The following is a 25,137-nucleotide window of genomic DNA, read 5'->3' on the forward strand; positions in this document are numbered from 1 at the left end:
TCGGGGGACCGGGCGGTCGTCCGGGGTGCTGCGTCAACAGGCTCCGAGGTCCTGCCAGACGCCCCACTGGCCGGCGGACGCCGGGCTCTCGCCGCGGGTCCACCACTTGGCCTTGTAGACGTGGCCCTGGTAGGTGACCTCCGTGCCGCCGACGTAGGCGGTGCCGGCGTCCCAGACGGTGCCGGTGCAGTCGCCCGGCGGCGTGGGATCGGTGGGCGTCGGGGTGGGGGTCGGGTTGCCGCCACCGCTGCCGACGGTGACGTCGACGCAGGAGTAGAACGCCATCGCGGTGTCGGCGACGTTCCAGCGCGCGAGGATGGTGTGGTTCCCCTGGGGCAGGTTGTCGAGCGAGTGCTCGACGATCTGGTTCGGGCGTGCTCCGTTGTCGTTGAACGTGCGGTGCAGCACGCCGTCGACGAAGTACTCCCAGGTGCTCGTGGCGTGCATGGCCGTGAGCTTCCACTTCATGGTCACCGAGGAACCGATCTGGGTGCGGGGCCACGGCTTGGAGGTGTCGTCGAGGATCGCGAACCCGGCGTTGTCGCCGGAGCACTTCATCGAGCCCTTGGGGGCCTCGACGCTCTGGGGCTCGTACTTGACGCCTCCGCAGTCGAAGGACACGGCGCCGCTGGCGCAGTGGTCCTGGCGGCTCGGGGGGTTGGTGATCCAGCCGTGGGCCGAGGCCGCGGGGGCCAGGGCCACGGGGGCGAGCAGGGCGGCCGCGCCGACCACGGCACCGACCAGGGCTGAACGCCATCGCATGGGGAACTCCTGTTCGTCAGGAAACTGGACAAATTCGACGCTAGGTCGTCGTCCGTCCCCGCACATCAGGAGAACCGCGTAGATCTGCCCACTTTCCCGAGGCGTGCGGGTACGTGGTCGCCCGTATGCGGGCGACCACGTACCCGCACGGCCTCAGGCGACGGGGGTCACCGCGACCGGGACCGCCCGGCGGGCCGTGGCGGCCTCGCCCTGCTGGACGGCGACGACGCCGCCGAGCACCAGCAGTCCGCCGAGCAGCTGGACGGGGGCGGGCAGCTCGCCGAGCAGGAGCCAGGCGAGCACGACGGCGGAGACCACCTCGAGCAGCCCGACGAAGGACGCCCGCCGCGCGCCGAGCCGGCGTCCGGCGGCGATGCCCGAGACGTAGGCGAGCCCGGCGGTGACCAGGCCGAGCGCGCCGAGCACCACGCCGACCGGCACGGTGGCGCCGCCGAGGGTGGCGGGCTCGGCCGCGACCGTCAGGGGCAGGAGGCCGACGGCGCCGAGAGTGCCCAGCAGCACCGTGCCGACGGTGAGCCCGCCCGCGGCGAGGGTGAGCGGGGGCAGGCCCGTGTCGGCCCGGGCGTTGATGACGAAGTAGGTCGCCGCACCCACCATGGCGCCGAGCGACCAGGCCACGCCCACGGGCGAGGGTGCCGCGCCCGACAGGTCGAGCACGAGCACCAGGCCGGCGGCGGCCAGGCCGACGCCGAGCAGCGTCAGGCCGCCCGGGCGCTGACCGTGGCGGACCCAGAACCAGCCGACGACGGCCGCGGGCGCCGTGTACTCGATGAGCAGCGCCGGCCCGACCTGCATGTGCTGGATGGCGGCGAAGTAGCAGAACTGGGCGCCGGCGACGCCGAGCGCACCGTAGGCGACGACGATCCGCCAGCTCCGGCGCACGGGCGTCCAGTCGCCGCGGAGGGCGGCGATGCCGAACGGCAGGACGACCAGCGCCCCGGTGGCCACGCGCACGAGCACGACGGCGCCGGGCGACCACCCGGTGGCGAAGAGGCTCGCGGCCAGTGGGCCGGACAGGCTGAAGCTGAGCGCGGAGACGACGGCGAGGGCCAGGCCGACGGTCGTCGTGGACCGGAATCCGGTCGAGGAGGGCGCGCCCCCCGGGGCGGCGTCATGCGCCATCGATGTCATGGCACATGACGCTACGCGGGGGCCTGATAACGTGTCAACATGGTCTTCGCGCATGACACCGCGTCCGCGCTCGTGTCCGCCGCCGCCCTCGCCAACGCCGTCGAACCCCCGCGGACGATCACCTCCGTCGCGGACCTCGACGCCTTCTACCGCGAGCAGGGGTACACCGGACGCCACGACCGCACCACCGCCGAGCTCGACGCCGTCCTCGCCCTCGCCCCCCGGCTGCGCGCCCTGCTCCTCGCCGACCGCGACGACGCCCCCGACCTCGTCAACGCCGCCCTCGCCGAGACCCGCGCCGTGCCGCGCCTCGTCCGGCACGACCCCGAGGACTGGCACGTCCACGCCGTCCCCGACGACGCGCCCCTGGCCACCCGCATCCTCGTGGAGACCGCCATGGCGATGATCGACGTCGTGCGCGCCGACGCCCACGACCGCATCGGCACGTGCGCCGACGACACCTGCGAGGGTGTCGTCGTCGACCTGTCACGCAACCGGTCGCGCCGCTACTGCTCCACGACCTGCACCAACCGCAACGCCCAGGCCGCCCTGCGCGCGCGCCGCGCCGCCGAGGTCTGAGGCCGCCCCGCCGGGCTCAGGCCAGCGCGTCGCACACGGCCAGCAGCCGCGCCCGCACCGCCTGGCCGCGCTCGGCGAACCCGCGCTGACGGCGCACGTACTCCGCCTTGCCCTCCGGCGTCTCGATGGCCACCGGCTGCACGCCGTACGAGGACACGTCGTAGGGCGCCGCCGCCATGTCCGTGTACCGGATGTCGCGCGCCAGCTCGAACGCGTCCAGCAGCAGGTCGCCCGGCACCGCGGGCCCCAGCTTGAGGCACCACTTGTACAGGTCCATGCCCGCGTGCAGGCAGCCCGGCTGCTCCAGGGCGGGCTGGCGCTCGCGGGTCGGGGCGAGCAGGTTGCGGTCCCGGGCCTCGGGCGTGAAGAACCGGAACGCGTCGAAGTGGGAGCAGGCGATGCGGTGCGACTCGACGACGGCGTCGGTGCCGTCGTGGCCGAGCCGCAGCGGCAGCGGGTGCCGGTGGTCCCGCCCGGCGCGCGCGTCGCGGTAGACCATCGCCCACTCGTGCAGCCCGAAGCAGCCGAACGACCCCGGGCGGGACGCCGTCGCACCGACGAGCGCCCGCACGTAGGCCACGGTGTCACCGCGGTCGGCGAGGAACGCCGCGACGTCGAGCGCTGCGCCCGAGCCGCCGTCGGGCAGGGTCGTCTCGCGGTACCACCGCCACGACGCGTGCTCGTCGGCGTCGGCCAGCACCGTGCCCGCGCCGGGGTGCCAGCGGCGTAGCTGCGCGACCCGCGTCGGGTAGTAGGTGAACAGGAAGTCCTCGATCGCGTGCTTCTCGCCGCGCTCGCGGGCCTCGCGCCAGACGCGCGTCAGGTCGTCGGCGCGGTCGGCGTGCGCCTGCGCCCGCGGGTGCCAGACGTCGGCGGGCAGCACGCGCGCGGACGCCGTCGGCGTCGAGACGGGGGCGGGAGGCACTCGTCCAGGGTACGAGCCGGGCGCGGCGACCCGGGGGCGGGCGCCGCGCTAGCGTGGGTGGCGTGACCCACACCCTCGCCTTCCGCCAGGTCGACGTGTTCGCGCCCGGCCCGCTCACCGGCAACCCGCTCGCCGTCGTGCACGACGCCGACGACCTCACCGACGCCGAGATGGCCGCGTTCGCCCGTTGGACGAACCTCTCGGAGACGACGTTCCTGCTGGCGCCGACGGACCCGGCCGCCGACTACCGGGTGCGGATCTGGACGCCGTCGGGCGAGCTCCCGTTCGCGGGCCACCCGACGCTCGGCACCGCGCACGCCTGGCTGGAGGCCGGGGGCGTGGCGCAGGCCGCCGACGGCGCCGGCGACCTCGTGCAGGAGTGCGGCGTCGGCCTGGTCACCGTGCGGCCCGACAGTGGCCGCCTCGCGTTCGGGGCGCCTCCGCTGCTCCGCTCCGGGCCGGTCGCGCCGGACGACCTCGCGGACCTCGCCCGCGCGCTGAGGGTCGCGGCCGACGACGTCGTGGACGCCGCGTGGATCGACAACGGTCCCGGCTGGGTCGGGGTGCGCCTCGCCGACGCCGCCGCGGTGCTCGCCGTCCGCCCCGACCCGGTCGCGTTCGGTGACTGGAAGGTCGGGGTCGTGGGGGAGCACGCCGCCGGCGAGGCGGCCGTCGAGGTCCGGGCGTTCCTCCCCGGCGACGGCGGGGTGGTGGAGGACCCGGTCACCGGCAGCCTCAACGCCGGGCTCGGCCAGTGGCTCGCCGGGTCGGTGCTGCCGGGCGAGTACGTCGCGGCGCAGGGCACCGTGCTCGGCCGTCGCGGGCGCGTGCACGTGCGCCGCGACGGCGCGGGCACCGTGTGGGTCGGCGGGGACACGCGGACCACGATCGCCGGCACCGTCACGCTCTGACCGCTCGGTCGCTCACCCACCCCACCAGCCGCTCCAGCGGGCCCCGGCCCAGCGCGAGCCGCCAGGCCGTGGCCGCCGCCAGCGTCACCAGCACCATGACGACCAGCGGCCCGTTGGTCGCCGAGCCCACGAGGTCCCACCACCAGATCGCGACGATCTGCGCGGAGTAGACGGTCAGCGCCATCGACCCGGTGGCGGCCAGCGGCGACAGCGCCCACGCGCCGACGCCCCGGACGAACAGGCAGGCGGCGAGCACGGCGACGGCGAAGCCGCCGGAGCCGAGCACCTCGAAGAACGTGTCGTCGTGGGGGCCGGACTGCACGAGGTACCAGGAGGTGGGCCACGGGTCGGACCAGGCGTGCACGGCGCCGGCCGTGCTGGTGGTCGCCCCGACCTGCGCCTCGACGAGGACGTCGCCGGGGAGCTGGCCGGGCGGGCCGGCGACCACGTCCCCGGGCACGTCGATCACCAGCCCGCTCAGCAGCACCCCGGACACGGTGTAGCCCACCGCGGTCGCCGCCAGCCCGCCCACGAGCAGCCGCTCCCGCAGCCTCGGCGCCGTGAGGTCGCAGCGCCCGATCGCCATCCCGGCGAACACGTACGCCATCCACACGACGGCGGGGTAGTGGCCGGTGACGACGAAGTCGGTCACGGCGCCCGAGCCGTCGTCGGGCAGGTGCAGCCCGGCGCGGGCCAGCACCTCGGGCCCCCAGTAGGCGATCGGCGGCCCGACGACGGCCACCAGCGCCGCGGCCGCGGCGAGCCGGCGCGGCCCCCAGGTGAGGAACGGCAGCGCGAGGACGAAGTAGGCCGCGTAGAAGCCGAGGATGAGCAGCACGGGGGTGCCCAGCAGGTCGAGCACCGCCACGACGACCAGCAGCATCACGGCCCGCACCAGCAGCCGGGTGCGGGCGTGCACGAGCCGGTCCCCGGCGAGCGGGCGCGGCCCGCCCGACACGACGGCGAGGGACACCCCGGCCACGAGGGCGAACAGGACCGAGGAGCGTCCGTCGGCGATCTCCAGCCACGACGCGGCCCCGTCGGTCGAGCCGACGTGGGCGGCGAACATGCCGAGGATCGCCAGCCCGCGCGCGACGTCGAGGCCCACCACCCGGTCGGGCCCGCCGAGCAGGCGGTCGCGCAGCGTCATGGCCGCAGCGTGCCAGACGTCCCGGCCCGTGAGAAGGACGTGTCCGTCCGCGGCGGCGTGTCTTACGTTAGGTCCATGAACGCAGCGACCGACCCCGGACCCGACTTCCCGGACCCGCCGAGCCTGGGCAGCCCCGTCGAGGGACCCTCGAGCGGGGAGCCGTCGGGTGCGGCGTTGTCGGACGCGATCGAGGCGCCCAGCACCCACCACACGGTCCCCAGCCAGGAGTCCGAGTCGTACACGCACGGCCACCACGAGTCCGTGCTGCGCGCCCACCGGGCCCGCACCGCGCAGAACTCCGCCGGGTTCCTGCTGCCGCACCTCAAGGACGACCTGCGGCTCCTCGACGTCGGCTGCGGGCCGGGCACCGTGACAGTCGACCTGGCGCGCGTCCTCGCGGGCGGCGAGGTCGTCGGCGTCGACGCCTCGGCCACCGTGCTCGACGCCGCCCGCTCGCACGCCGAGGCGCTCGGCGCGCAGAACGTGCACTTCGAGCAGGCCAACGCCTACGAGCTGCCGTTCGACGACGACTCCTTCGACGTCGTCTACGCCCACCAGCTCCTGCAGCACCTGTCCGACCCCGTCGCCGCGCTGCGCGAGATGAAGCGCGTGACGAAGCCGGGCGGGCTCGTGGCCGTGCGCGACGCCGACTACGCCGCGATGGCCTGGTACCCGGAGTCGCCGGGGCTGACGGAGTGGAACACGCTCTACCACGAGGTCACGCACGCCTACGGGTTCCAGCCCGACGCCGGGCGGCGCCTGTTCTCCTGGGTGCAGCAGGCCGGGTTCGACGTCGCCGGGGCGGTGCCCGGCGCGTCGTCGTGGTGCTACGCCACCCCGACCGACCGGCAGTGGTGGGGCCAGGTGTGGGCCGAGCGCTGCGTCGAGTCGAACTTCGCGCGCCAGGCCGTCGAGTCCAACCTTGCCGACGACGTGGCCCTGGAGCAGCTCGCCCAGGACTGGCTCGCCTGGGCGCAGGCGCCCGACGGCTGGTTCGCAGTCCTGCACGGCGAGGTGCTGGCGCGCGCCTGACGCGCCGGCGCCCCGCGGCTCAGTAGCTCTGTTCCATCTCGTCCATCTGCTGCTGGAGCTCCTCCTGGAACTCCTCCTCCCAGAAGGGCGCGTTGTTCTCGAAGGCCGTCACGGCGATGACGGTGACGACGATCGAGAGCACGATCGCGGCCACGGACAGCGCGGCACCGGTGATCGCCATGCCCCGCCCGCCCGCCGTGCCCTTGGAGATCTGGACGAGCGCCACGATGCCGAGCACGAGGCCGACGATGCCGAGGACCACCGAACCCAGGTTGAGGAACGGGATCCAGAAGCCGAGCAGCGCGACGATGCCGAGCACCAGGGCGGCGATCGCGAAGCCCTTGCGCTCGGACGCCGGCCGCGGCTGCGGCGGCCCGTAGTAGCCGGGCTGCCCGGGCGGCGGGGCACCGTAGTACCCCGGGGGCTGGGCTCCGTACGGGGCGCCGGGCTGCGGGGCGTTCGGCTCCCCCGAGCCCGACGGCGCCGGGCCGGGCCGGCCGTACGGGTCCCCGGGAGGGGTCGGGGCGGAGTGCGGCTGCGGCGGCTCGGGCTGCTGGCCGGACGGGTCCTGCGGGCCGTACGGAGGCGTGCTCATGATCGTCCTTCGTCCGTCGTCGGAGGTGGTCCTTCGACCCTATCCCCGCAGGCCCCGGGACGGGCGGACGGCGCGGGCGTCGCGTGCCGCGCGCGCCGGATAGCCTGGGTCCGTGCGCATCGCGAGATTCACCACCGGAGACGACCCCCGCTTCGCCTTCGTGCAGACGGAGGGTGATCGGACCTACCTGGCCGTGCTCAGCGGCGACCCGCTCTACATGCCGGCCATGCCGACCGGGGAGCGCGTCGAGCTCGGCGACGGCGTGCGGCTCCTGGCGCCCGTCATCCCGCGCTCGAAGGTGGTCGCCGTGGGCCGCAACTACCTGGACCACATCAAGGAGATGGGCAACGAGCCGCCGGCGACGCCGCTGCTGTTCCTCAAGCCCAACACGTCCGTCGTCGGCCCCGACGACCCGATCGTCCTGCCCGACTGGACGGCCGAGGTGTCCTACGAGGCCGAGCTGGCCGTCGTGATCTCCCGGCTGTGCAAGGACGTCGAGCCGGAGAACGCCCGCGCCTACGTCCTCGGCTACACGGTCGCGAACGACGTCACCGCTCGGGACGCCCAGCGCACCGACGACCAGTGGGCCCGCGCCAAGGGCTTCGACTCCTCGTGCCCGCTCGGGCCGTGGATCGAGACCGAGCTGAACCCGGAGGACGTCGGCGTGCGCTCCCGCGTCAACGGCGAGACCAAGCAGGACGGCCGCACGGCCGACATGATCTTCGACGTCAACTACCTGGTGTCGTACGCGTCGAAGGCGATGACCCTGCTGCCCGGTGACGTGCTGCTCACCGGCACCCCGGCGGGCGTCGGCCGGATCGACCACGGCGACCGCGTCGAGTGCGAGGTCGAGGGCATCGGCGTGCTCTCCAACCCGGTGCTGCGCCGCCAGGACTGAGCTCGTTCCCGCGCGTGCCGGGGCGCCCGGGTGCTACGGCATCTCGGCGCCCCGGCCCGCGCGGGACAACTAGGCTGTCTCCCGTGATCCCCGCAGCAGGTACCTCTGACGTCCGTGTCCGCTTCGCGCCCTCGCCCACCGGCATGTTCCACGTGGGCGGCGCCCGGTCGGCCCTGTTCAACTGGACCGTCGCCAAGCAGACCGGCGGGACGTTCGTCCTGCGCATCGAGGACACCGACGCCTCGCGCAACAAGCCGGAGTGGGTGGACGGCATCCTCGCCGCGCACGCCGCGCTGGGCATGCACGCCGACGACCCGACGTTCGAGGGCCCGTACTTCCAGTCCCAGAACCTGGAGAAGCACAGCGAGGCACTCCGTGTCCTGCGCGACGCGGGCCGCGCCTACTACTGCGACTGCACCCGCGACGACGTGCAGGCCCGCACCGGCAACCAGCACTCCGGCTACGACGGCCACTGCCGCGACCGCGGGCTGACGCAGGCGCCGGGCCGCGCGCTGCGCTTCCGCACGCCCGACGACGGCGAGACGGCCGTCGTCGACCTCATCCGCGGCAACCCGACGTTCCCGAACGCGGCGATGGAGGACTTCGTCGTCGCGCGCGGCGACGGCTCGCCGGTGTTCCTGCTCGCGAACGTCGTCGACGACCTCGACGAGCGGATCACCCACGTGATCCGCGGCGAGGAGCACCTGCCGAACACCCCCAAGCAGCAGCTGCTGTGGGAGGCGCTCGGCGCGCAGCCGCCCGTGTGGGCGCACCTGCCCGTCATCGTCAACGAGAAGCGGCAGAAGCTCTCCAAGCGTCGCGACAAGGTCGCCCTCGAGGACTACCTGGCCGAGGGCTACCTGCCCGAGGCGATGGTCAACTACCTCATGCTGCTCGGCTGGGCGCCGGGCAACGACGAGGAGATCCTGCCGTTCGAGGAGATGATCTCCCGGTTCCGCATCGAGGACGTCAACTCTGCGTCGGCGTTCTTCGACCTGAAGAAGCTGACCGCGTTCAACGGCGAGTACATCCGTGCGCTGTCCGTGGACGCGTTCGTCGCGGCCGTCGGTCCGTGGCTGCAGGCGCCGCACGCCCCCTGGGCCGCCGAGCAGTTCGACCCGGAGGCCTTCGCCGCCGTCGCGCCGCTCGCCCAGTCGCGCGTCGCGCTGCTCAGCGACATCACCGCCAACGTGGACTTCCTGTTCCTCGACGCGCCCGTCGAGGACGAGCAGTCGTGGAACAAGGCGATGAAGGCCGGGGCGCCGGAGCTGCTCGCCGACGTGCGGGCCGCGTTCGCCACGCTCGAGCCGTGGACCGCCGAGCCGCTCAAGGAGACGGTGCTGACGGTGGGGGAGCGGCACGGCCTCAAGCTCGGCAAGGCGCAGGCGCCCGTGCGCGTCGCCGTCACCGGGCGGACGATCGGCCTGCCGCTGTTCGAGTCCCTCGAGGTGCTCGGCCGCGACCGCACGCTGGGCCGGATCGACGTCGCGCTCGCGCGGCTCGCCGAGAACCCGCCCGCGGCCCCCGCGTCGTGACGGAGCCCGCCGGGCACCCGGCGTTCGGGGCACGCGTCGACGGCGTGCTGCTCGACGTCGACGACACGCTCGTCGACACGCGGGCCGCGTTCGCCACGGCGCTCGTCGCTGTGGCGGACGCCCACCTGCCCGCGGACGTCGACCACGCGGCCCTGCTGGACCACTGGCGCTCCGACCCGGGCGGGCACTACCTGCGGTACACCCGGGGCGAGACCGACCATCGCACCCAGCGCCGGCTGCGCGCCGACCTGATGCACCGCACGTTCGGCGGCGCACCCGTGGGCGAGCAGGCGTTCGACGCGTGGGACGACCTGTTCTGGGGCACGTTCGAGCGGTCCTGGCGGGCGTTCGACGACGCCGCGCCGTTCCTCGCGGGCCTGCGGGCCGCGGGGCTCGCCGTCGGCGTCGTGACGAACGCCGCGGTGGAGCTCCAGGAGCGCAAGCTCGCCGCCGCCGGGCTCGACGTGCCCGTCCTCGTGGGGGTCGACACCCTCGGCTACGGCAAGCCGCACCCGGACGTGTTCACCGAGGGCGCCCGCGGGCTCGGCACAGCTCCCGAGCGCACCGCGTACGTCGGCGACGAGCCGCGCGTCGACGCCCGCGCCGCCCACGACGCCGGGCTGCTCGGCGTGTGGCTCGACCGCCCGGGTGCGCGCCGGTCCTCCGAGCACGACGCCGACGTCGCGGCGATGCGCGCCGACGGCATCGTCGTCGTGGCGGGACTGGCCGAGGCCGGCGCGGCGCTGCACGCCTGAGCCGCCCCGCCGGTCAGGTCAGGGCGAGGACCGCGACCAGCGACGTCCCCGTGAGGACGACGGCGGAGCCGGCGCCGAGGGCCAGCGGACGACGGGCGGTACGTGCGAGGCGGGGCACGTCGACGCCGAGACCGAGGGCGAACATCGCCGCGACGAAGAGCGTCGTGGTGACCTGCGCGGCGGCGTCGAGGACGCCTGGCGGGAGCACCCCAAGGCTGCGCAGCGCCACCGCGGCGAGAAACCCGAGCACGAACCCCGGGACTGGCGGCGGTCCGCCACGGCGGAGCCGGCCGCTCCCGGGGGCCGGGGCGGTCGGCGCGCTGCGGCGCCCCCGTACCGCGCCGGCGCCCGCGACGAGCGGTGCCAGCAGCGCGACCCGGGCCAGCTTGGCGACCGTCGCCGTGGCCAGCGCTGCCGTCCCGGCGACCGTGCCCGCGGCGGCCACGACCTGCGCCACCTCCTGGACGCTCGCCCCGATCCAGAGGCCCGCCTGAGCCGCTGTGAGGTCGAGCAGGCCCGCCAGCCACGGCAGCACGACGACGGCGGCCGTGCCGAACAGGGCGACCAGCGCGAGGGCGGTGGCAACGGCGTCCGCGGGTGTGTCCTGCGAGCGCCAGCCTGACCCGCCCTCCGGCGGACGGGCCGGGCCGGCGCCGGGCGACGGGATCCTGGCCCCGCCGCGGACGCGCCGCGGCGTGCGGTCGACGACGCCGGTCATCGCGGAGATCGCGGCGGCCCCGCAGATCGAGAACCCGGTGGCGACGAGCAGCGTGGTGTCCCGGTCGACGCCGAGCCGCCGACCGAGGGCAAGGGTGGCGGCGAACGTCGTCGCGACCGTGACCGCGACGACGGCCAGGCCGCGCCAGCCCAGGCCCACCACGTCGCCGACGGCGAGCTGGAGGCCCAGCAGCACGACTCCGGCCCGCAGCAGGTGCCGGGCGGCCCAGTCGGTGCCGGGGCGTGCCGCCGTCAGCAGCCGGGCCGCGCCGCGACGCTGCGCCACCGCGCCGGGGCCCCGCCGGGACCGTACGCCCACGACGGACCCGACGAGCGCCCCGACGAGCAGGGCGAGCACGAGCGGCGACAGTGACGGCGCCGTGCGGGCCAGGGCGGGCGCGACGGCGAGCAGCGCGGCGGTGGCGCCGGCCGTGAGCCCGAGCCCGGGGAGCAGTCGTGCCATGGACCCACCCTCGCCGTGGCGCCGTGCGCCCGGTAGGCCGAGGTGCCGATCCATCCATAGACTCGGGCTATGGCGGACCGGACCTCGCTCGCAGCGCTCGAGCTGCTCGTCGCGCTCGACGTGCACGGCTCGATCAGCGCGGCCGCCCGCGCGCTCGGGATCGCCCAGCCCACCGCGTCGGCGGGGCTGCGACGCCTCGAGCGCCACCTGGGCCTGGAGCTCGTCTCCCGCGGCCCCCGCGGCACCGTCCTGACCCCGACCGGGCGCGCCTGCGCCGGGTGGGCCCGCGACGTCGTCGCCGCCGCCGACCGGTTCGAGACCTCCGTCGCCGGCCTGCGGGCGGGCCCGCCGACGGCGCTGCGGGTCGCCGCGAGCCTCACGGTCGCCGAGTACCTGGTGCCGCGCTGGCTCGCCCGGCTCGCGGCCGCCGGGGACGGCGTCGACGTCGAACTCGTCGTGCGCAACTCCGCCGACGTCATGGACCTCGTCCTCGACGGCGCCGCCGACCTCGGCTTCGTGGAGAGCGTCGGGGTGCGGCGTGGCCTGCGCAGCCGGACCGTCGCGGGCGACGAGCTGGTCGCCGTCGTCGCGCCCGGGCACCCGTGGGCCGGACGACGCTCCGTGGGGCCGGCGGACCTCGTCGAGTCGCGGCTCGTGCTGCGCGAGGCCGGCTCCGGCACGCGCGAGATCCTCGAGGGCGCGCTGGCCCGTGCGGGGGAGTCGCTGCCCGAGCACCTGCCGACGCTCGGCTCCACGGCCGCCCTCAAGGCCGCCGTGCAGCACGGCGGGTCCGTCGCGGTGCTGTCCGCGCTCACCGTGGCCGACGACGTCGCCGCCGGACGCCTCGTCGCCCTCCCGATGGCGGGGGTCGACCTCACCCGGCGGCTGCGCGTCGTGTGGCGCGAGGGCGCGACGCCGAGCGCCGCCGCCCGGCGCCTCAGTGCCGTCGCGCTCGATACGCCACCGTGACGTAGGGCATCGCCACCTCCGCGCCGGCGAGGTCCGGGTGGGTCACCACGAGGTCGTCCACGCGGCCCAGCAGGGCCTCGCGCTCGTCGTCGGCCAGTGTCAGCAGGAAGCTGCGCGTGCCCGCGAGGTCGCGCAGGCGCGACGTCGGCAGATGGTGCAGCCAGCGGAACTCCGCCGACTCCGGTCGGCCGAACGCCGTGCCCAGGTCCGGGGTGGCGGGCCGGGCGGTCACCCGGGCGTGCAGCCGGTCGCCGGTGTGGACGATCTGCCCGAACCGCCGCACCCAGTCGATCCGCTCGTCGCGGTCGTTCCAGCACAGGCCCAGGGTGCCTCCCGGGCGCAGGACGCGCGCGATCTCCGCGGTGGCGCGCGGCTCGTCGAACCAGTGCCAGGCGTGCCCGACCACGACGGCGTCGACGGAGGCGTCCGGCAGGGGGATGTCCTCCGCCGAGCCGTGGAGGGCCTGGACGTCCGGCAGCTCCGCCTCGAGCTCCGCGAGCATGGCCGCGGCCGGGTCGATCGCGACCACCTCGTGCCCCGCGTCGACGAGCCCGCGCGTGAGGAGACCGGTACCGGCTGCGAGGTCGAGCACGCGCGACGACGGCGCGGGGACCAGCCACTCGACGGCCTCGGACGGGTAGGACGGCCGCACCCGGGCGTAGACGTCGGCGCCGTGCGTGAAGGCGGCGGCGCGGTCGGACACGGACTGCGGGTCGGGCGTCGTCGGCATGGTGGCAGCGTGCCACGAGCGGTGCCCGGATGTCAGCGCCCGGGCCCCGAGACCCGTGACGTACGGCACGTGTCGGCCGGTTTGGTTCCAGGGCTCCGGTCCGGTAATGTTTCCGGTCGTTGGGCCTTCACGGAACGGCGCCGCAGGGTGTCTGTTTTCTCCGGGTAGGTCTACATACCATGGGGTATGGTGTAATTGGCAGCACGAGAGATTCTGATTCTCTTAGTCTAGGTTCGAGTCCTGGTACCCCAGCGCAGCGCTCTACGTCACACAGACGGGTCCCTGATCAGGCCCGACGGTGCGCTAGAGTTCTCACCGGCACGTCGATCCTCGGACCGACGAACCATAGGCCCCCATCGTCTAGCGGCCTAGGACGCCGCCCTCTCACGGCGGTAACGCGGGTTCAAATCCCGCTGGGGGTACGCAGCAGTCCGGCAACGGACGCAGCAGCGGTTCCGGCGACGGAACCTCGTCCGGCCCCCATCGTCTAGCGGCCTAGGACGTCGCCCTCTCACGGCGGTAACGCGGGTTCAAATCCCGCTGGGGGTACAGCAGAAGGACCCGATCCACACGGATCGGGTCCTTCGTCGTTCCCGGACCGTTGCGGGCCGCTCGGCCGTTCCGTCCCAGCACTGAGCGTCGGGCCCGGTCGGGGCGGACGTCAGAGGAACGGGTCGGGGACGTGCGGGCCCGCGCCGCTGCTGGGCGGGGGAGCGTACGGCGGGCGCTTCGCCGGGCGCCGCCACCACGGACGCCCGCCGTTCCCGGACGGGGCGGCCGGCCAGCCCGAGGACTGTCCGCCCGTCGGCGGCGGCGTCGGCGGGGAGTCGGGGTGGTCGTCCGGTCCGTCCGTGCGGTCGTCGCGGGACCGCTCGGCGACGTCGGCGTCGGTGATCACGGGGAGCTCGGCGGTGATCGGCCGCTGGTCGCGCTGCGTGGGCGGGAACATCGCGGGCGGGGTGCCGCGCCCGGCCGGCTTCTGCGGCGGGGCCATCGGGATGAACATCGTGTCGCACAGGGTGCGGTACGTCCGGTCCGGGTCGGGGACGTAGTCGATCTGGCGCAGCGCCTGGTCCTGGCCCGCGGACTCCATGACGAAGCGGCCGTAGCCGAGGAGCTGTCCCGTCGGCGTGCGCGAGTAGCCCATGTCCGTGACCTTGGTCAGCGGCATCATCGCGACCTTGTGGATGACGAACCCGTAGGTCAGGATCAGCCGCTTGTCCGTCGCGACGAACCACTCGTAGTTCCACTCGGCGATCTTGAGCAGCAGCCGCCCCGCGACCACGAGCCAGAGCAGCCAGACCCAGCCGACGCCGGTGACGGAGTGCAGCCAGCCCGCCAGGACCGTCGCCGCGAGCGTGGTCGCGACCGGTTCGAGCAGCGAGGACCAGTGCAGACGGGTCGCCAGGGCCACCCGCTCCTGGCCGAGCACGTACCGGCGCAGGTGGCGGTGCGTGCGGACGGCGTGGTCGGGCGAGTCCACGTCAGTTCAGCAGACCGCCCAGGAACTCGCCGAACGCGGCGACCGCGTTGACGACGACGTCCCAGATCGCCGAGACGACCTCGGACGCACGGTCCGGGCTGTTGTAGATCGCGAAGATCACGAAGATCACCACGAGCCAGATCAGAACGGTCTTGGCCTTGGCCGGCATCGGGTCCTCACGCCTCTCGGTCGGCGGGGCAGGGTCGCCACGCTTCTCGGGAGCCTACTGACATTCCGGGCGCGGTCGCCATCATCTCGACGGCGTGCCGCGTCACTCGCCGGCGCGCTGGACGACCTCGGTGAGGCGGTTCGCCGCCGCGACGACGGAGGCGGAGTGCAGGCGTCCCGGCTGGCGGGTCAGGCGCTCGACCGGCCCCGACACCGAGACGGCGGCGACGATCCGCCCGGACGGGCCGCGCACGGGCGCGGACACCGACGCGACGCCGAGCTCGCGCTCGGACACCGACTGGGCCCAGCCGCGCCGCCGGACGCCGGACAGGATCGTGGCGGTGAAGACGGCGTCGCGCAGGCCGCGGTGCAGGCGGTCCGGCTCCTCCCAGGCGAGCAGGATCTGCGCGGCGGAACCGGCGTGCATGGTGAGGGTGGCGCCCACCGGGATGGAGTCGCGCAGGCCGACGGGACGCTCGGCGGCGGCGACGCAGACGCGGTGGTCGCCCTGGCGCCGGTAGAGCTGGGCGCTCTCGCCGGTGTGGTCGCGCAGCGCCGTGAGCACGGGGTTCGCGGCGGCGAGCAGACGGTCCTCGCCGGCGGCGGTCGCGAGCTCGTTGAGCCGCGGGCCGAGCACGAAGCGACCCTGCATGTCGCGCGTCACGAACCGGTGGTGCTCGAGCGCCACGGCGAGGCGGTGCGCGGTCGGTCGGGCCAGGCCCGTCGAGCTGACGAGCTGCGCCAGGGTGGCGGGTCCGGCCTCGAGTGCCCCGAGAACGGACGCGGCCTTGTCCAGTACGCCGACTCCGCTAGTATCGTCCATAGGTCGATACTGACGTCTCGCTTGCTGAGATTGCAAGTCCTGGGAAAGAACCCGCGTCGGTGTCGCGACACCAGAGAAGGACGACAGCCGCCACCAGGGCGGCGGACGAGGAGCTCGAGATGGCCGGGACGCTGGCAGAGAAGGTCTGGGAGGCGCACCTGGTGCGCCGCGGTGCCGACGGGGCGCCCGACCTCCTCTACATCGACCTCCACCTCGTCCACGAGGTGACCAGCCCGCAGGCGTTCGAAGGCCTCCGGCTCGCCGGGCGCCCCGTGCGCCGGCCGGACCTCACGATCGCCACCGAGGACCACAACACCCCCACCCTCGACATCGACCTGCCCATCGCGGACCTCACCAGCCGCACGCAGATCGACACCCTGCGCAACAACGCGAAGGAGTTCGGGGTCCGCATCCACTCCCTCGGCGACGCCGACCAGGGCATCGTCCACCAGGTGGGCCCCCAGCTCGGCCTCACCATGCCTGGCCTCACCGTCGTCTGCGGCGACTCCCACACCTCGACGCACGGAGCGTTCGGCGCCCTCGCGTTCGGCATCGGCACCTCCGAGGTCGAGCACGTGCTCGCCACCCAGACGCTGCCGCTGGCCCCGTTCAAGACGATGGCGATCACCGTCGACGGCGAGCTGCCCCCCGGCGCCACCAGCAAGGACATCATCCTCGCGATCATCGCCAAGATCGGCACCGGCGGCGGGCAGGGCTACGTGCTCGAGTACCGCGGCGAGGCCATCCGCCGCCTCTCCATGGAGGCGCGCATGACCATCTGCAACATGTCCATCGAGGCCGGTGCCCGCGCCGGCATGATCGCGCCCGACGACACCACCTTCGAGTACCTCGAGGGCCGCCCCCACGCGCCCGAGGGCGAGGACTGGGACGCCGCCGTCGACTACTGGCGCACCCTGCGCAGCGACGACGACGCCGTCTTCGACGCCGAGGTCGTGCTCAAGGCCGAGGACCTCGAGCCGTTCGTCACCTGGGGCACCAACCCCGGCCAGGGCCTGCCCCTGTCCGCCAACGTGCCCGTGCCCGCCGAGATCGCCGACGCCAACGAGCGCGTCGCCGCCGAGCGCGCCCTGGAGTACATGGGCCTCGAGGCCGGCCAGCCGCTGCGCGACATCAAGGTCGACACCGTCTTCATCGGCTCCTGCACCAACGGCCGCATCGAGGACCTCCGCTCCGTCGCCAAGGTCGTCCAGGGCCGCCACAAGGCCGACGACGTCCGCGTCCTCGTCGTCCCCGCCTCCGCCCGCGTGCGCCTCCAGGCCGAGGCCGAGGGCCTCGACGTCATCTTCAAGGACTTCGGCGCCGAGTGGCGCAACGCCGGCTGCTCCATGTGCCTCGGCATGAACCCCGACCAGCTCACCCCCGGCGAGCGGGCCGCCTCCACCTCGAACCGCAACTTCGAGGGCCGCCAGGGCAAGGGCGGGCGCACCCACCTCGTGTCGCCGCTCGTCGCCGCCGCCACCGCCATCCGCGGCACCCTGTCGTCCGTGTCCGACCTCGACCTCGGCCACGACGTCGACCTCACGACCTTCGACGGCACGCCGCTGACGCCCCTCGCCGCGCCGTCGTTCGTCTGACCCGACCCCTCGCTAGGAGCACCGCCATGGAGAAGTTCACCACCCACACCGGCGTCGGGGTCCCGCTGCGCCGCAGCAACGTCGACACCGACCAGATCATCCCCGCCGTCTACCTCAAGCGCGTCACCCGCACCGGCTTCGAGGACGCCCTCTTCGCCGCCTGGCGCAGCGACCCGTCGTTCGTCCTCAACCAGGACGCCTACCGTGCCGGGTCCGTGCTCGTCGCCGGCCCCGACTTCGGCACCGGCTCGTCCCGCGAGCACGCCGTCTGGGCGCTCAAGGACTACGGCTTCAAGGTCGTCCTCGCCTCCCGGTTCGCCGACATCTTCCGCGGCAACTCCGGCAAGCAGGGCCTCGTCGCCGGCATCGTCGCGCAGGAGGACATCGAGCTCCTCTGGAAGATCCTCGAGGCCCACCCCGGCACCGAGATCACCGTCGACCTCGACGCGCGCACCGCCACCGCCGACGACGTCACCGTGCCCTTCCAGATCGACGACTACACCCGCTGGCGCCTCATGGAGGGCCTCGACGACATCGGTCTCACCCTCCAGAACGAGGCCGACATCACCGCGTTCGAGGCACAGCGCGCCGCTTGGCGGCCCAAGACCCTGCCCGCGAAGCACCTCCCGAAGGTGGAGATCGAGCCGGCTCGCCCCGTCTCCTGACCTTTCCCGGGACTCGTGCGTCCTTGGGCCTCGCTAGTGCGTCCGCGAGGGTGGTGAGGACTCCGCGCGCGGTCGCGCTCACGGTCGCTGCGCGACCTGCGCTTCCCGTCTGACGACCGCGCGCGGAATCCTCACCACCCTCGCTCCGTTCGTCGGGTGCGTCCGTCGTGGCGCGAGTCAGCTCAGGTTCCGTCAGTCAGCGCAGGTTTCCGTCAGTCAGCGCAGGACGGCGCGAGTCAGCACCGGGTTGCGCGAGTCGGCGCACATGTCGTCGAGTCAGTGCGGGTTTGCGTGAGTCAGCGCAGGGTCTCGCCAGTCAGCACGGGTCGGTGCCACTCAGTGCAGTGTCGCGTGGGTCGTGGCCGACGACGTCGGTCGGCCTGGGGCGGACGCTCGGCGCTGGGGTCGTCAGACAGTCGGCGGGCCCTGCCGGACTCGGTCGAAGAGGGACTCCGGGGTGGTCGCCGGGTCCCACCAGGACTCCATCCACCAGGTGGCGCCCGCCTCTGCTGCTTCGGCGGCCTGCCGGCGTGCGACGTCGGGATCGGGGTCGAGGCGGCCCTGATGGACGACGTCGAACGGCGGGGCGTCGGGGCCGCGCTGCTCGGCGAGCCATGCCGTGAGGGAGCGGAGGTCGTCGGCGTCGGGCTCGGCGTCCTCGGGGGTCTCGCCGCCACGGACCTGGACCACCATCCCGTCCCAGCGCAAGGCGCGCTGCAGGCTGCGCAGCGGCGGCTGCTCCGCGTCCCAGACGGCGACGGGCCACACCGGCACCCGGCCGTTCACCGGCGTCTGCGGGAGCTGGAACGGACCCGTGGCCGCCCACTCGCCGTCGTGCTCGAACAGCTCGCCCGACCACGACCGCTGCAGCCAGTCGAGGACCTCGTCCAGGGCGTGGGCCCGGTCCCGCAGCGACGTCGGCTGGCCCGGCACGGACGTGAACGCGCGGTCGTTCGGGACGCCCACCCCCACGGGTAGCACCAGCCGGCCGCCCGACAAGTGGTCGACCGTGAGGATCTGCTGCGCGAGCTCCCACGGGCGACGTCGTGGCGGAGCGAAGACCACCGCACCCAGCGTGATGCGGTCGGTCACCGCGGCGACCGCACCGAGCAGCGCGAACGGGTCCCACGTCGGGACGACGTCGAAGCCGGGCTCCGCGAGAGACACCCCGTCCCAGGTGAAGAAGCCGTCCCAGCCATGCTCCTCGCACTCGCGCGCGAGCCGGACCTGCTGCTGCGGCGAGCCGAAGCTGCCGATGAACCCGAACCTCATGCCGACCTCCCCGTCGTCAGGCTCCGACGCCGGCCCCAGCCCGCCGTCGTCGCTACCCGTCGACCGTACGGGCCGCCCCTGACACCCGCCGCCCGTCGAGCTCCCCGTAGGCAACGAGCGTGCGGACTCGGCACCTCATCGAGCCCTTTGAGGTGCCAAGTCCGCACGCTCGATGGCTTGCGGGGAGGGCAGGGCGGGGGAGCGGCATAGGGTGTCCCGCGTGAACGACACCCCCACCGTGGAGATCTGGACCGACGGCGCGTGCAAGGGCAACCCCGGGCTCGGCGGCTGGGGGGTGCTGCTGCGCTCCGGCGAGCACGTCAAGGAGCTGTTCGGCGGCGAGAAGCTCACCACCAACAACCGGATGGAGCTCACCGCCGTCGTCGAAGGGCTGCGCGCCCTCAAGGGACCCAGCTCGGTCACCGTGCACACCGACTCGTCCTACGTCATGAACGGCATGAAGACGTGGATCGCGGGATGGAAGCGCAACGGCTGGCAGACCTCCGCGAAGAAGCCCGTCAAGAACGTCGACCTGTGGCAAGCCCTCGACACCGAGGTCGCCCGCCACGACGTGCACTGGGTGTGGGTCAAGGGCCACGCCGGCGACCCCGGCAACGAGCGCGCCGACCAGCTTGCCAACAAGGGCGTCGACTCCGTCCGCTGAAACCCTGCGACCGACGTCACAACACACCGGTCGCCCCGCCCGAATAGGCTGTCCCCATGGCTTCTCACTACGACGTCGTCCTCCTCGGAGCTGGCCCCGGCGGCTACGTCGCCGCGATCCGTGCGGCCCAGCTCGGCAAGTCCGTCGCCATCATCGAGGAGAAGTACTGGGGTGGTGTGTGCCTGAACGTGGGCTGCATCCCCTCCAAGGCGCTCCTCCGCAACGCCGAGCTCGCCCACATCTTCCACACGCAGGCCGACTTCTTCGGCATGTCGGGAGACGTGACGTTCGACTTCGGCAAGGCCTTCGACCGGTCCCGCGACGTCGCGGACGGCCGGACCAAGGGCGTCCACTTCCTCATGAAGAAGAACAAGATCACCGAGTACGACGGCCGCGGCACGTTCCGCGACGCCAACACGATCGAGGTGACGCTCAACAAGGGCGGCACCGAGACGGTGACCTTCGACAACGCGATCATCGCCACCGGCTCCAAGGTGCGCCTGCTGCCCGGCGTCGAGCTCAGCGACAACGTCGTGACCTACGAGAAGCAGATCATGACCCGCGAGCTGCCGAAGTCGATCGCCATCGTCGGCGCCGGCGCCATCGGCATGGAGTTCGGCTACGTCCTCAAGAACTACGGCGTCGACGTCACCATCATCGAGTTCCTCGACCGCGCCCTGCCCAACGAGGACGCCGACGTCTCCAAGGAGATCGCCAAGCAGTACAAGAAGCTCGGCATCAAGCTCCTCACCTCCACCGCCGTCCAGACCGTCAAGGACAACGGCTCGTCCGTCACCGTCTCCTACAAGGGCGTCAAGGACGACAAGCCCGGCGAGATCGTCGTCGACAAGGTGCTCTCCGCCGTCGGGTTCGCGCCCAACGTCGAGAACTTCGGCCTCGAGAACACCGGCGTCCAGCTCACCGAGCGCGGCGCCATCGCCATCGACGACCACATGCGCACCAACGTGCCGCACATCTTCGCCATCGGTGACGTCACCGCCAAGCTCATGCTCGCCCACGTCGCCGAGGCCCAGGGCGTCGTCGCCGCCGAGACCATCGGCGGCGCCGAGACCATGACGCTCGGCGACTACCGCATGATGCCGCGCGCCACGTTCTGCTCCCCGCAGGTCGCCTCCTTCGGCCTCACCGAGGCCCAGGCCAAGGACGAGGGCTACGACGTCAAGGTCTCCACCTTCCCGTTCATGGCCAACGGCAAGGCCCACGGCCTCGGCGACCCCACCGGCTTCGTCAAGATCGTCGCCGACGCCAAGTACAACGAGCTCCTCGGCGCCCACATGATCGGCCCCGACGTCTCCGAGATGCTGCCCGAGCTCACCCTCGCGCAGAAGTGGGACCTCACCGCCGACGAGGTCGCCCGCAACGTCCACACCCACCCCACGCTGTCCGAGGCCGTCCAGGAGTCCATCCACGGCATCGCGGGACACATGATCAACTTCTGACCGCGATCACGTCGGCCAGGCTGGATCGGCCGAGGAGAGGCCCGGGTCTGCGAGCTGTCGCAGGGCCGGGCCTCTCTCGTGTTGCGGGAGGCCTGGGCACCTCAGACAGGAAGACCCAGGACTAGCCGGGAAAGGTTGGCCCGCCTCGGGAACCCAGCACGACCGGGGGCGTGTCCGCGGAAGCGGTACGCCAGCGCCTCGTCCGCAAAGGCCGCCGTTGTCAGGCAGGCCTGTTGAAGCGGGCCAGACCTGGAGCGGGGTCGTCGCGACGCCATTCGCCGCCGAGGGAAGCTGCGGATCGCCCGCTGTCGTCCCTCATGATCAGGAGGTCCGGTGCGGCAGCCACGACACCCGGACGGATGACGTAGGTGTCCCAGTCGAAGTCGGCCGTCGCACCTCGACGATCGACGACGAGTGCCACGACCTCGGCGGGAGATCGGGTGACGCGTTCTGTCGCCGCGCGCGTGGCAGCGTCGATCTCGGCGGCGTCCAGCCCGTCCAGGTAACAGGTGACGCTGTACAGCTGGTCGCTCACGCGTCGAGCGGTGACGATCATGTCGTCCGATTCGGAGAGCCACGTCTGGAAGGTGCGGTTCAGCTCCTCGTCGGCGAGGGACCGATGGAACGTGCTGAGGTCGACAAGATGTCGGTCACCGTCGAAGTCGATGAGGGCGACCAGCTGTTCGGCGCCGGGAGATGTCAGGCGGGCGCCCAGGGCCGTGAGCCAATCAGGGAGCCAGTTGTGCGGGGCGGAATCGCCGTAGAGGGTGAAGAAGCCGTCAGACATCTGCTAGTCCTTGGGGAAGGTGAACTGAACCGCACTCGCTTTCTCGGCACTCGGAGTCGTAACGACTGCAGACGTAACCACGGCCCGCGCTTGCGCTCGCGTACGCCGTCGGGCGACGAGCGCCACGAGAACTGGGGCAGGAGTGGACATGCAGACCAGGAGGGCGATTGGGCCCTGGGCGAGGAGTGCGAGTTCGCGCAGCGTGGAGGCATCGACGTTGCTTGGACCGATCGGTGCTGGGTGGCTGTGCCATTCGCCGACGTAGCCTGTCGGATCGTCGGGATCACGGTCCGCGATGAACTGCCGCAGCAGCTCGTTGGCACCGACGTCGTCCCTCACGTAGACGTGCCGGCGGTGTGTTGCATCCGGGACCACGATCGCGTGGGTGACGACGATCGCGTCACCATCCCGGTATCCGGTCAGGACGCCGCCCGCCTCCAGTGGGTGCTGGCGTGCCGTCTCGAGCTCGATGGCTCGCTTCGCGGCCTGCGACACCCAGACTTCTGTTTGCCTGACCACGTCAAGGAGCATCCGGTGCCGGGGCGAGGTTGCGTACTTCGCCAGATCGGTTGATGGGTTTCCCGAGCAGAAGGCCGACTGCGTGTCGGACAGTCGCCGCGGCGGCTTCGACGACGGCGTGTGGCGGTGTCGGAGAGATCGGGCTCCCACAGCCAGCCTCGAAGTACTCATCGGAATGGTCGGGCCTCGATGTCGACGAGTCCGGTAGCGGCGAGGCGCTTTCGAGGGGCGGGAGCACATCGAGACGGTAGGAAGTCCCGTCGTTCTGCAGCGCTGCGGACAACGAGTGCTTGCCCGTGGCTCGCGACACCGCGTGGACCGCAGCCGTCACGGCGAAGTCTGCCGTGGCGTTGATAACGAGGTCGTGGTCTCGAACAAGAAGGAGGACGGAGTCGGGGTTCGCGCTCTCCACGCGTGGGTCGAGCTTCAGGTCAACCGCATGCTGGTACTTCAGGTGGGTAGCGACGGCGTCGACCTTGGACATGCCGATTGCTGCTGGTCCGACAAGGTGACGTACGAGGTTGCCAGGCTTGATCACGTCGTCGTCGATGAGGGTCAGCTCGGTCACGCCAGCGCGCACAAGGAGATCGGCGACGAACGAGCCGAGGGCACCCAGACCGATGACAGCGACCTTATACCGAGTGAGTTCAGAGGACGCGAGGCCGGACCTCGCGACCCGCGCAGCCTTCGTGTCGGGCGCGCTCGAGAGACGCGTGACGTGGATGCCGCTGCCTTCCTCATGGCTTACGCGCAGCAGAATCGCGCCCGGATGCCCGCCCCGGTCGTACCGCAGCGCAAGCACCTGCAGTACCCGGTCTCGGATCTTGCGCTCCAGCGTCTCGCTGTTCTCGAGGCGCCGGGCGAGGTCATCCCAGGACCGCGGTGGGATGGCGAGGCTCCCGAGGTCTGCCACGTACGCAAACGCGTCTTTCAGGTGCTTCGTGCGCTTCCTCGGCGGGACTCCGCTACTTGCGAGGCGCATGGTGTGGTGCTGCCCGGGGCGAAACCGCACCCAGGTCCCGACCCGATGTTCGAGCTCGTCGTACAGGTACAGGCGAGGGTCGGGACCCGGGGTGAAGTAGCGGTCGAGGTCGAGATCCGGGCGGTCTTCTGCCCACGATGCATCCGCGCGCTCGAACCATTCTGCGACGTGCTCGATGAAGGCTTCAGCCTCGGACCACCAGAGGTTCTCGTGGTCGCCTTCGGCGACGAGGCACAGTGACCCATCGAGCTCGCGGTGCCATGACCAAGGCGTGCCGTCCGGGTCTGTCGGTGTGACCTTGGGCTGCCTAAAGGGAAACGCTGGCGTCAATTCGATGCGGACTTTGGTCGACCCTGAGGGATGCTTGATCGATCCCACCCAGCCGCGAGCTTGTTCTACGAACCCGAGCCTGAGAAGCCCTTCGGCGAAGTGCAGGCGGGAGTGCTCGATGTCGTCGCGGAAAGTGCCAAGGTTCACCCGAACGTCCTCTTGCCGGCCGGCACGAGCCGGTCGCCAGCCGAGATGAGCGACGCCCGCTTGGTGCCGTCCTCGTTGTACCCCGGCGGCATCGGGAACACGATCTCGTCGTCGCCGTTCTTCGCGAGCAGCTCGCGGTACGCGAGCGCGGCCTTCCCTTCGTCGGCTTCCGCCAATGCGTCCTCGGCGGCCGCTGCCGCGTCGTCGAACTTGTCACGGGCGGTGGTGAGCTCGTCGTCCGTGGCGCGGATCGTGATCTTGGAACTGGGCAGCGTGGGGTCATCGACCCCGATCCCGTAGTCGACGAAGGACTTGATGAGCGTGCTCACAGCCCTGAGCGTGGACACGAAGTACTCGGCCTGGTCGCTACCGGCCACCTCTCCGTTCTTGAACGCCTGGTAGGTGGCAGCCTCGATGAAGAAGCCCCCGGGCTTGTGCTTGCCGAGCAGGGCCCGCCGAGTCTGGCGCAGCAGCTTGACGGTCGGGACGTAGAACCCGTCGTGCGCCTTGTTCATCTCGCTGGACAGCGAGGTGAGCGCCTCCGGGTTGGTGCGCACCCACTCATCGTCGTCCCCCTTCTGCGGGATCTCCCAGGTCTCGCCGTCACCGTATGGGCGAGCCGGAACCGCATCGACGTACAGGTCGTACTCGGGGAAGCTGACCTGCAGACTTCGGTCTTGACGCTTGGTGCGGCGGTGACCGTCGTCGTCCGTGCCGAACTCGGCGTGCAGGACCTTGAAGAACCTGTCGAGGATCTCGGACGACGTGACGTCCTCCGAGATGTCGGGGAGTCGAACGAACACATCGACGTCCTTCACGCGGCGGATCGCGACATTCCGCTTGTAGGAGCCGATGAGCACCGAGTCGACGCGGTAGCCGGCGAGCGTCGGATCTGCTTCGAGAGCGGCCCGGACGGTCTTGTGGGCCTCGGGGGCGTTGACCTTGTCGTCACTGGGCTCGATGTTGCCCAGGGCGTCCTTGAACTGCGAGTTGAGGTGAGCCACGTGGGCCTCTCCGATCGTGGTAATGGGGCTGGTTCTGGTGCCGAGTCTCGCGCGCGCCACCGACA

General features: G+C 72.4%; 26 protein-coding genes and 3 tRNA genes. 14 read left to right on the forward strand and 15 right to left on the reverse strand.

Annotated features, from left to right (window positions below):
• Nucleotides 1–33 precede the first annotated feature (33 nt).
• The gene (locus I598_RS00385; RefSeq protein WP_068200206.1) at nt 34–762 is read right to left on the reverse strand and encodes a lytic polysaccharide monooxygenase; all 729 of its coding nucleotides are present in this window, start codon (nt 760–762) and stop codon (nt 34–36) included.
• Nucleotides 763–915: 153 nt separating this feature from the next.
• Nucleotides 916–1,914, reverse strand: coding sequence for an EamA family transporter (locus I598_RS00390; protein ID WP_068200209.1), 999 nt, complete (start codon nt 1,912–1,914; stop codon nt 916–918).
• 39 nt (nt 1,915–1,953) lie between these two features.
• Here I598_RS00390 and I598_RS00395 point away from each other — a divergent pair, with 39 nt between their 5' ends.
• Nucleotides 1,954–2,493: a CGNR zinc finger domain-containing protein gene (locus I598_RS00395; RefSeq protein ID WP_068200212.1), complete on the forward strand. Its 540-nt coding sequence runs from the start codon at nt 1,954–1,956 to the stop codon at nt 2,491–2,493.
• A 16-nt stretch (nt 2,494–2,509) separates the two neighbouring features.
• Here I598_RS00395 and I598_RS00400 read toward each other — a convergent pair whose 3' ends face one another.
• The gene (locus I598_RS00400; protein WP_418268504.1) at nt 2,510–3,418 is read right to left on the reverse strand and encodes a 3-methyladenine DNA glycosylase; all 909 of its coding nucleotides are present in this window, start codon (nt 3,416–3,418) and stop codon (nt 2,510–2,512) included.
• Between the two features lie 62 nt (nt 3,419–3,480).
• On the opposite strand from I598_RS00400, the gene I598_RS00405 reads away from it, so the two are divergent.
• Nucleotides 3,481–4,329 (forward strand): PhzF family phenazine biosynthesis protein, encoded by an 849-nt coding sequence (locus I598_RS00405; protein ID WP_068200215.1) that lies wholly within the window; start codon nt 3,481–3,483, stop codon nt 4,327–4,329.
• Here the strand turns inward: I598_RS00405 and I598_RS00410 are convergent.
• On the reverse strand, nt 4,319–5,479 hold the full coding sequence (locus tag I598_RS00410) for a heparan-alpha-glucosaminide N-acetyltransferase domain-containing protein (RefSeq protein WP_068200219.1): 1,161 nt from the start codon (nt 5,477–5,479) through the stop codon (nt 4,319–4,321). The genes I598_RS00405 and I598_RS00410 overlap by 11 nt on opposite strands.
• Nucleotides 5,480–5,554: 75 nt before the next feature.
• Here I598_RS00410 and I598_RS00415 point away from each other — a divergent pair, with 75 nt between their 5' ends.
• The gene (locus I598_RS00415) at nt 5,555–6,511 is read left to right on the forward strand and encodes a methyltransferase domain-containing protein (RefSeq protein WP_083972734.1); all 957 of its coding nucleotides are present in this window, start codon (nt 5,555–5,557) and stop codon (nt 6,509–6,511) included.
• 19 nt (nt 6,512–6,530) lie between these two features.
• Here I598_RS00415 and I598_RS00420 read toward each other — a convergent pair whose 3' ends face one another.
• Nucleotides 6,531–7,106, reverse strand: a complete 576-nt coding sequence (locus tag I598_RS00420) for a DUF4190 domain-containing protein (RefSeq protein ID WP_083972735.1) — start codon at nt 7,104–7,106, stop codon at nt 6,531–6,533.
• A gap of 112 nt (nt 7,107–7,218) precedes the next feature.
• Here I598_RS00420 and I598_RS00425 point away from each other — a divergent pair, with 112 nt between their 5' ends.
• From I598_RS00425 to I598_RS00435, 3 genes are all read left to right on the forward strand, one after another.
• Nucleotides 7,219–8,004: a fumarylacetoacetate hydrolase family protein gene (locus I598_RS00425; protein WP_068200224.1), complete on the forward strand. Its 786-nt coding sequence runs from the start codon at nt 7,219–7,221 to the stop codon at nt 8,002–8,004.
• Between the two features lie 83 nt (nt 8,005–8,087).
• Nucleotides 8,088–9,539: a glutamate--tRNA ligase gene (gene gltX, locus I598_RS00430; protein WP_232314217.1), complete on the forward strand. Its 1,452-nt coding sequence runs from the start codon at nt 8,088–8,090 to the stop codon at nt 9,537–9,539.
• The gene (locus I598_RS00435; RefSeq protein ID WP_068200228.1) at nt 9,536–10,294 is read left to right on the forward strand and encodes an HAD family hydrolase; all 759 of its coding nucleotides are present in this window, start codon (nt 9,536–9,538) and stop codon (nt 10,292–10,294) included. The genes gltX and I598_RS00435 overlap by 4 nt, the downstream gene beginning before the upstream one ends.
• A 13-nt stretch (nt 10,295–10,307) precedes the next feature.
• On the opposite strand, the gene I598_RS00440 is transcribed toward I598_RS00435, so the two are convergent.
• Nucleotides 10,308–11,474 (reverse strand): YeiH family protein, encoded by a 1,167-nt coding sequence (locus I598_RS00440; protein ID WP_068200232.1) that lies wholly within the window; start codon nt 11,472–11,474, stop codon nt 10,308–10,310.
• A gap of 69 nt (nt 11,475–11,543) precedes the next feature.
• Between I598_RS00440 and I598_RS00445 the strand changes: the two genes are divergently transcribed.
• Complete coding sequence (locus I598_RS00445; protein ID WP_068200236.1) at nt 11,544–12,443, forward strand: LysR family transcriptional regulator; 900 nt, start codon at nt 11,544–11,546, stop codon at nt 12,441–12,443.
• Here I598_RS00445 and I598_RS00450 read toward each other — a convergent pair.
• Complete coding sequence (locus tag I598_RS00450) at nt 12,412–13,173, reverse strand: class I SAM-dependent methyltransferase (RefSeq protein WP_068200239.1); 762 nt, start codon at nt 13,171–13,173, stop codon at nt 12,412–12,414. The genes I598_RS00445 and I598_RS00450 overlap by 32 nt on opposite strands.
• 180 nt (nt 13,174–13,353) lie before the next feature.
• Between I598_RS00450 and I598_RS00455 the strand changes: the two genes are divergently transcribed.
• The 3 genes from I598_RS00455 to I598_RS00465 all read left to right on the forward strand — a co-directional run bounded on the left by I598_RS00455 (nt 13,354) and on the right by I598_RS00465 (nt 13,722).
• Nucleotides 13,354–13,425 (forward strand) — tRNA-Gln (locus I598_RS00455).
• Between the two features lie 97 nt (nt 13,426–13,522).
• Nucleotides 13,523–13,595 (forward strand) — tRNA-Glu (locus tag I598_RS00460).
• Nucleotides 13,596–13,649: 54 nt separating this feature from the next.
• Nucleotides 13,650–13,722, forward strand: a tRNA-Glu gene (locus I598_RS00465).
• A 112-nt stretch (nt 13,723–13,834) separates the two neighbouring features.
• Here I598_RS00465 and I598_RS17775 read toward each other — a convergent pair.
• The 3 genes from I598_RS17775 to I598_RS00475 form a co-directional block, all read right to left on the reverse strand.
• Nucleotides 13,835–14,656: a PH domain-containing protein gene (locus I598_RS17775; protein WP_068200242.1), complete on the reverse strand. Its 822-nt coding sequence runs from the start codon at nt 14,654–14,656 to the stop codon at nt 13,835–13,837.
• Nucleotide 14,657: 1 nt separating this feature from the next.
• Nucleotides 14,658–14,825 (reverse strand): hypothetical protein, encoded by a 168-nt coding sequence (locus I598_RS17780; RefSeq protein ID WP_198155719.1) that lies wholly within the window; start codon nt 14,823–14,825, stop codon nt 14,658–14,660.
• A 102-nt stretch (nt 14,826–14,927) separates the two neighbouring features.
• On the reverse strand, nt 14,928–15,647 hold the full coding sequence (locus I598_RS00475) for an IclR family transcriptional regulator (protein WP_068200245.1): 720 nt from the start codon (nt 15,645–15,647) through the stop codon (nt 14,928–14,930).
• Nucleotides 15,648–15,766: 119 nt separating this feature from the next.
• Here I598_RS00475 and leuC point away from each other — a divergent pair, with 119 nt between their 5' ends.
• Both leuC and leuD read left to right on the forward strand, forming a co-directional pair.
• Entirely contained in the window at nt 15,767–17,242 is a 1,476-nt protein-coding gene (gene leuC, locus I598_RS00480) for a 3-isopropylmalate dehydratase large subunit (RefSeq protein WP_068200246.1), read from the forward strand.
• A gap of 26 nt (nt 17,243–17,268) precedes the next feature.
• Nucleotides 17,269–17,907 carry a 3-isopropylmalate dehydratase small subunit gene (leuD, locus tag I598_RS00485; RefSeq protein WP_068200249.1) on the forward strand — a complete coding sequence of 213 codons (639 nt, stop codon included), beginning with the start codon at nt 17,269–17,271 and terminating at the stop codon, nt 17,905–17,907.
• Nucleotides 17,908–18,315: 408 nt separating this feature from the next.
• On the opposite strand, the gene I598_RS00490 is transcribed toward leuD, so the two are convergent.
• Nucleotides 18,316–19,179, reverse strand: a complete 864-nt coding sequence (locus I598_RS00490; protein ID WP_068200253.1) for an LLM class flavin-dependent oxidoreductase — start codon at nt 19,177–19,179, stop codon at nt 18,316–18,318.
• 220 nt (nt 19,180–19,399) lie between these two features.
• Here I598_RS00490 and rnhA point away from each other — a divergent pair, with 220 nt between their 5' ends.
• Complete coding sequence (gene rnhA / locus I598_RS00495; protein WP_472382565.1) at nt 19,400–19,843, forward strand: ribonuclease HI; 444 nt, start codon at nt 19,400–19,402, stop codon at nt 19,841–19,843.
• 56 nt (nt 19,844–19,899) lie between these two features.
• Nucleotides 19,900–21,303, forward strand: a complete 1,404-nt coding sequence (gene lpdA / locus I598_RS00500; protein WP_068200259.1) for a dihydrolipoyl dehydrogenase — start codon at nt 19,900–19,902, stop codon at nt 21,301–21,303.
• A gap of 220 nt (nt 21,304–21,523) precedes the next feature.
• Here the strand turns inward: lpdA and I598_RS00505 are convergent, their stop codons facing one another.
• Genes I598_RS00505 through I598_RS00520 form a run of 4 tightly spaced genes read right to left on the reverse strand, consistent with a single transcriptional unit; the run spans nt 21,524 to nt 25,132 of the window.
• The gene (locus I598_RS00505; RefSeq protein ID WP_068200262.1) at nt 21,524–22,090 is read right to left on the reverse strand and encodes a hypothetical protein; all 567 of its coding nucleotides are present in this window, start codon (nt 22,088–22,090) and stop codon (nt 21,524–21,526) included.
• A 3-nt stretch (nt 22,091–22,093) separates the two neighbouring features.
• A complete protein-coding gene (locus tag I598_RS00510; protein ID WP_068200265.1) occupies nt 22,094–22,621 on the reverse strand; it encodes a Mov34/MPN/PAD-1 family protein in 528 nt (175 codons plus the stop codon).
• On the reverse strand, nt 22,611–24,068 hold the full coding sequence (locus tag I598_RS00515; RefSeq protein ID WP_068200269.1) for a ThiF family adenylyltransferase: 1,458 nt from the start codon (nt 24,066–24,068) through the stop codon (nt 22,611–22,613). The genes I598_RS00510 and I598_RS00515 overlap by 11 nt, the downstream gene beginning before the upstream one ends.
• Complete coding sequence (locus tag I598_RS00520) at nt 24,065–25,132, reverse strand: nucleotidyltransferase domain-containing protein (RefSeq protein WP_232314219.1); 1,068 nt, start codon at nt 25,130–25,132, stop codon at nt 24,065–24,067. Before I598_RS00520 ends, I598_RS00515 begins: the two co-directional genes overlap by 4 nt.
• Nucleotides 25,133–25,137: the final 5 nt, after the last annotated feature.

The sequence above is a fragment of the Isoptericola dokdonensis DS-3 genome, from assembly GCF_001636295.1.
Lineage (GTDB): Bacteria > Actinomycetota > Actinomycetes > Actinomycetales > Cellulomonadaceae > Isoptericola > Isoptericola dokdonensis.

Coding starts and splice junctions, on each gene's coding strand:
- I598_RS00385 (WP_068200206.1), bottom strand. CDS start 762: ATGCGATGGCGTTCAGCCCTGGTCGGTGCCGTGGTCGGCGCGGCCGCC.
- I598_RS00390 (WP_068200209.1), bottom strand. CDS start 1,914: ATGACATCGATGGCGCATGACGCCGCCCCGGGGGGCGCGCCCTCCTCG.
- I598_RS00395 (WP_068200212.1), top strand. CDS start 1,954: ATGGTCTTCGCGCATGACACCGCGTCCGCGCTCGTGTCCGCCGCCGCC.
- I598_RS00410 (WP_068200219.1), bottom strand. CDS start 5,479: ATGACGCTGCGCGACCGCCTGCTCGGCGGGCCCGACCGGGTGGTGGGC.
- I598_RS00415 (WP_083972734.1), top strand. CDS start 5,555: ATGAACGCAGCGACCGACCCCGGACCCGACTTCCCGGACCCGCCGAGC.
- I598_RS00420 (WP_083972735.1), bottom strand. CDS start 7,106: ATGAGCACGCCTCCGTACGGCCCGCAGGACCCGTCCGGCCAGCAGCCC.
- I598_RS00440 (WP_068200232.1), bottom strand. CDS start 11,474: ATGGCACGACTGCTCCCCGGGCTCGGGCTCACGGCCGGCGCCACCGCC.
- I598_RS00445 (WP_068200236.1), top strand. CDS start 11,544: ATGGCGGACCGGACCTCGCTCGCAGCGCTCGAGCTGCTCGTCGCGCTC.
- I598_RS00450 (WP_068200239.1), bottom strand. CDS start 13,173: ATGCCGACGACGCCCGACCCGCAGTCCGTGTCCGACCGCGCCGCCGCC.
- I598_RS17780 (WP_198155719.1), bottom strand. CDS start 14,825: ATGCCGGCCAAGGCCAAGACCGTTCTGATCTGGCTCGTGGTGATCTTC.
- I598_RS00475 (WP_068200245.1), bottom strand. CDS start 15,647: ATGGACGATACTAGCGGAGTCGGCGTACTGGACAAGGCCGCGTCCGTT.
- leuC (WP_068200246.1), top strand. CDS start 15,767: ATGGCCGGGACGCTGGCAGAGAAGGTCTGGGAGGCGCACCTGGTGCGC.
- leuD (WP_068200249.1), top strand. CDS start 17,269: ATGGAGAAGTTCACCACCCACACCGGCGTCGGGGTCCCGCTGCGCCGC.
- I598_RS00490 (WP_068200253.1), bottom strand. CDS start 19,179: ATGAGGTTCGGGTTCATCGGCAGCTTCGGCTCGCCGCAGCAGCAGGTC.
- lpdA (WP_068200259.1), top strand. CDS start 19,900: ATGGCTTCTCACTACGACGTCGTCCTCCTCGGAGCTGGCCCCGGCGGC.
- I598_RS00505 (WP_068200262.1), bottom strand. CDS start 22,090: ATGTCTGACGGCTTCTTCACCCTCTACGGCGATTCCGCCCCGCACAAC.
- I598_RS00510 (WP_068200265.1), bottom strand. CDS start 22,621: ATGCTCCTTGACGTGGTCAGGCAAACAGAAGTCTGGGTGTCGCAGGCC.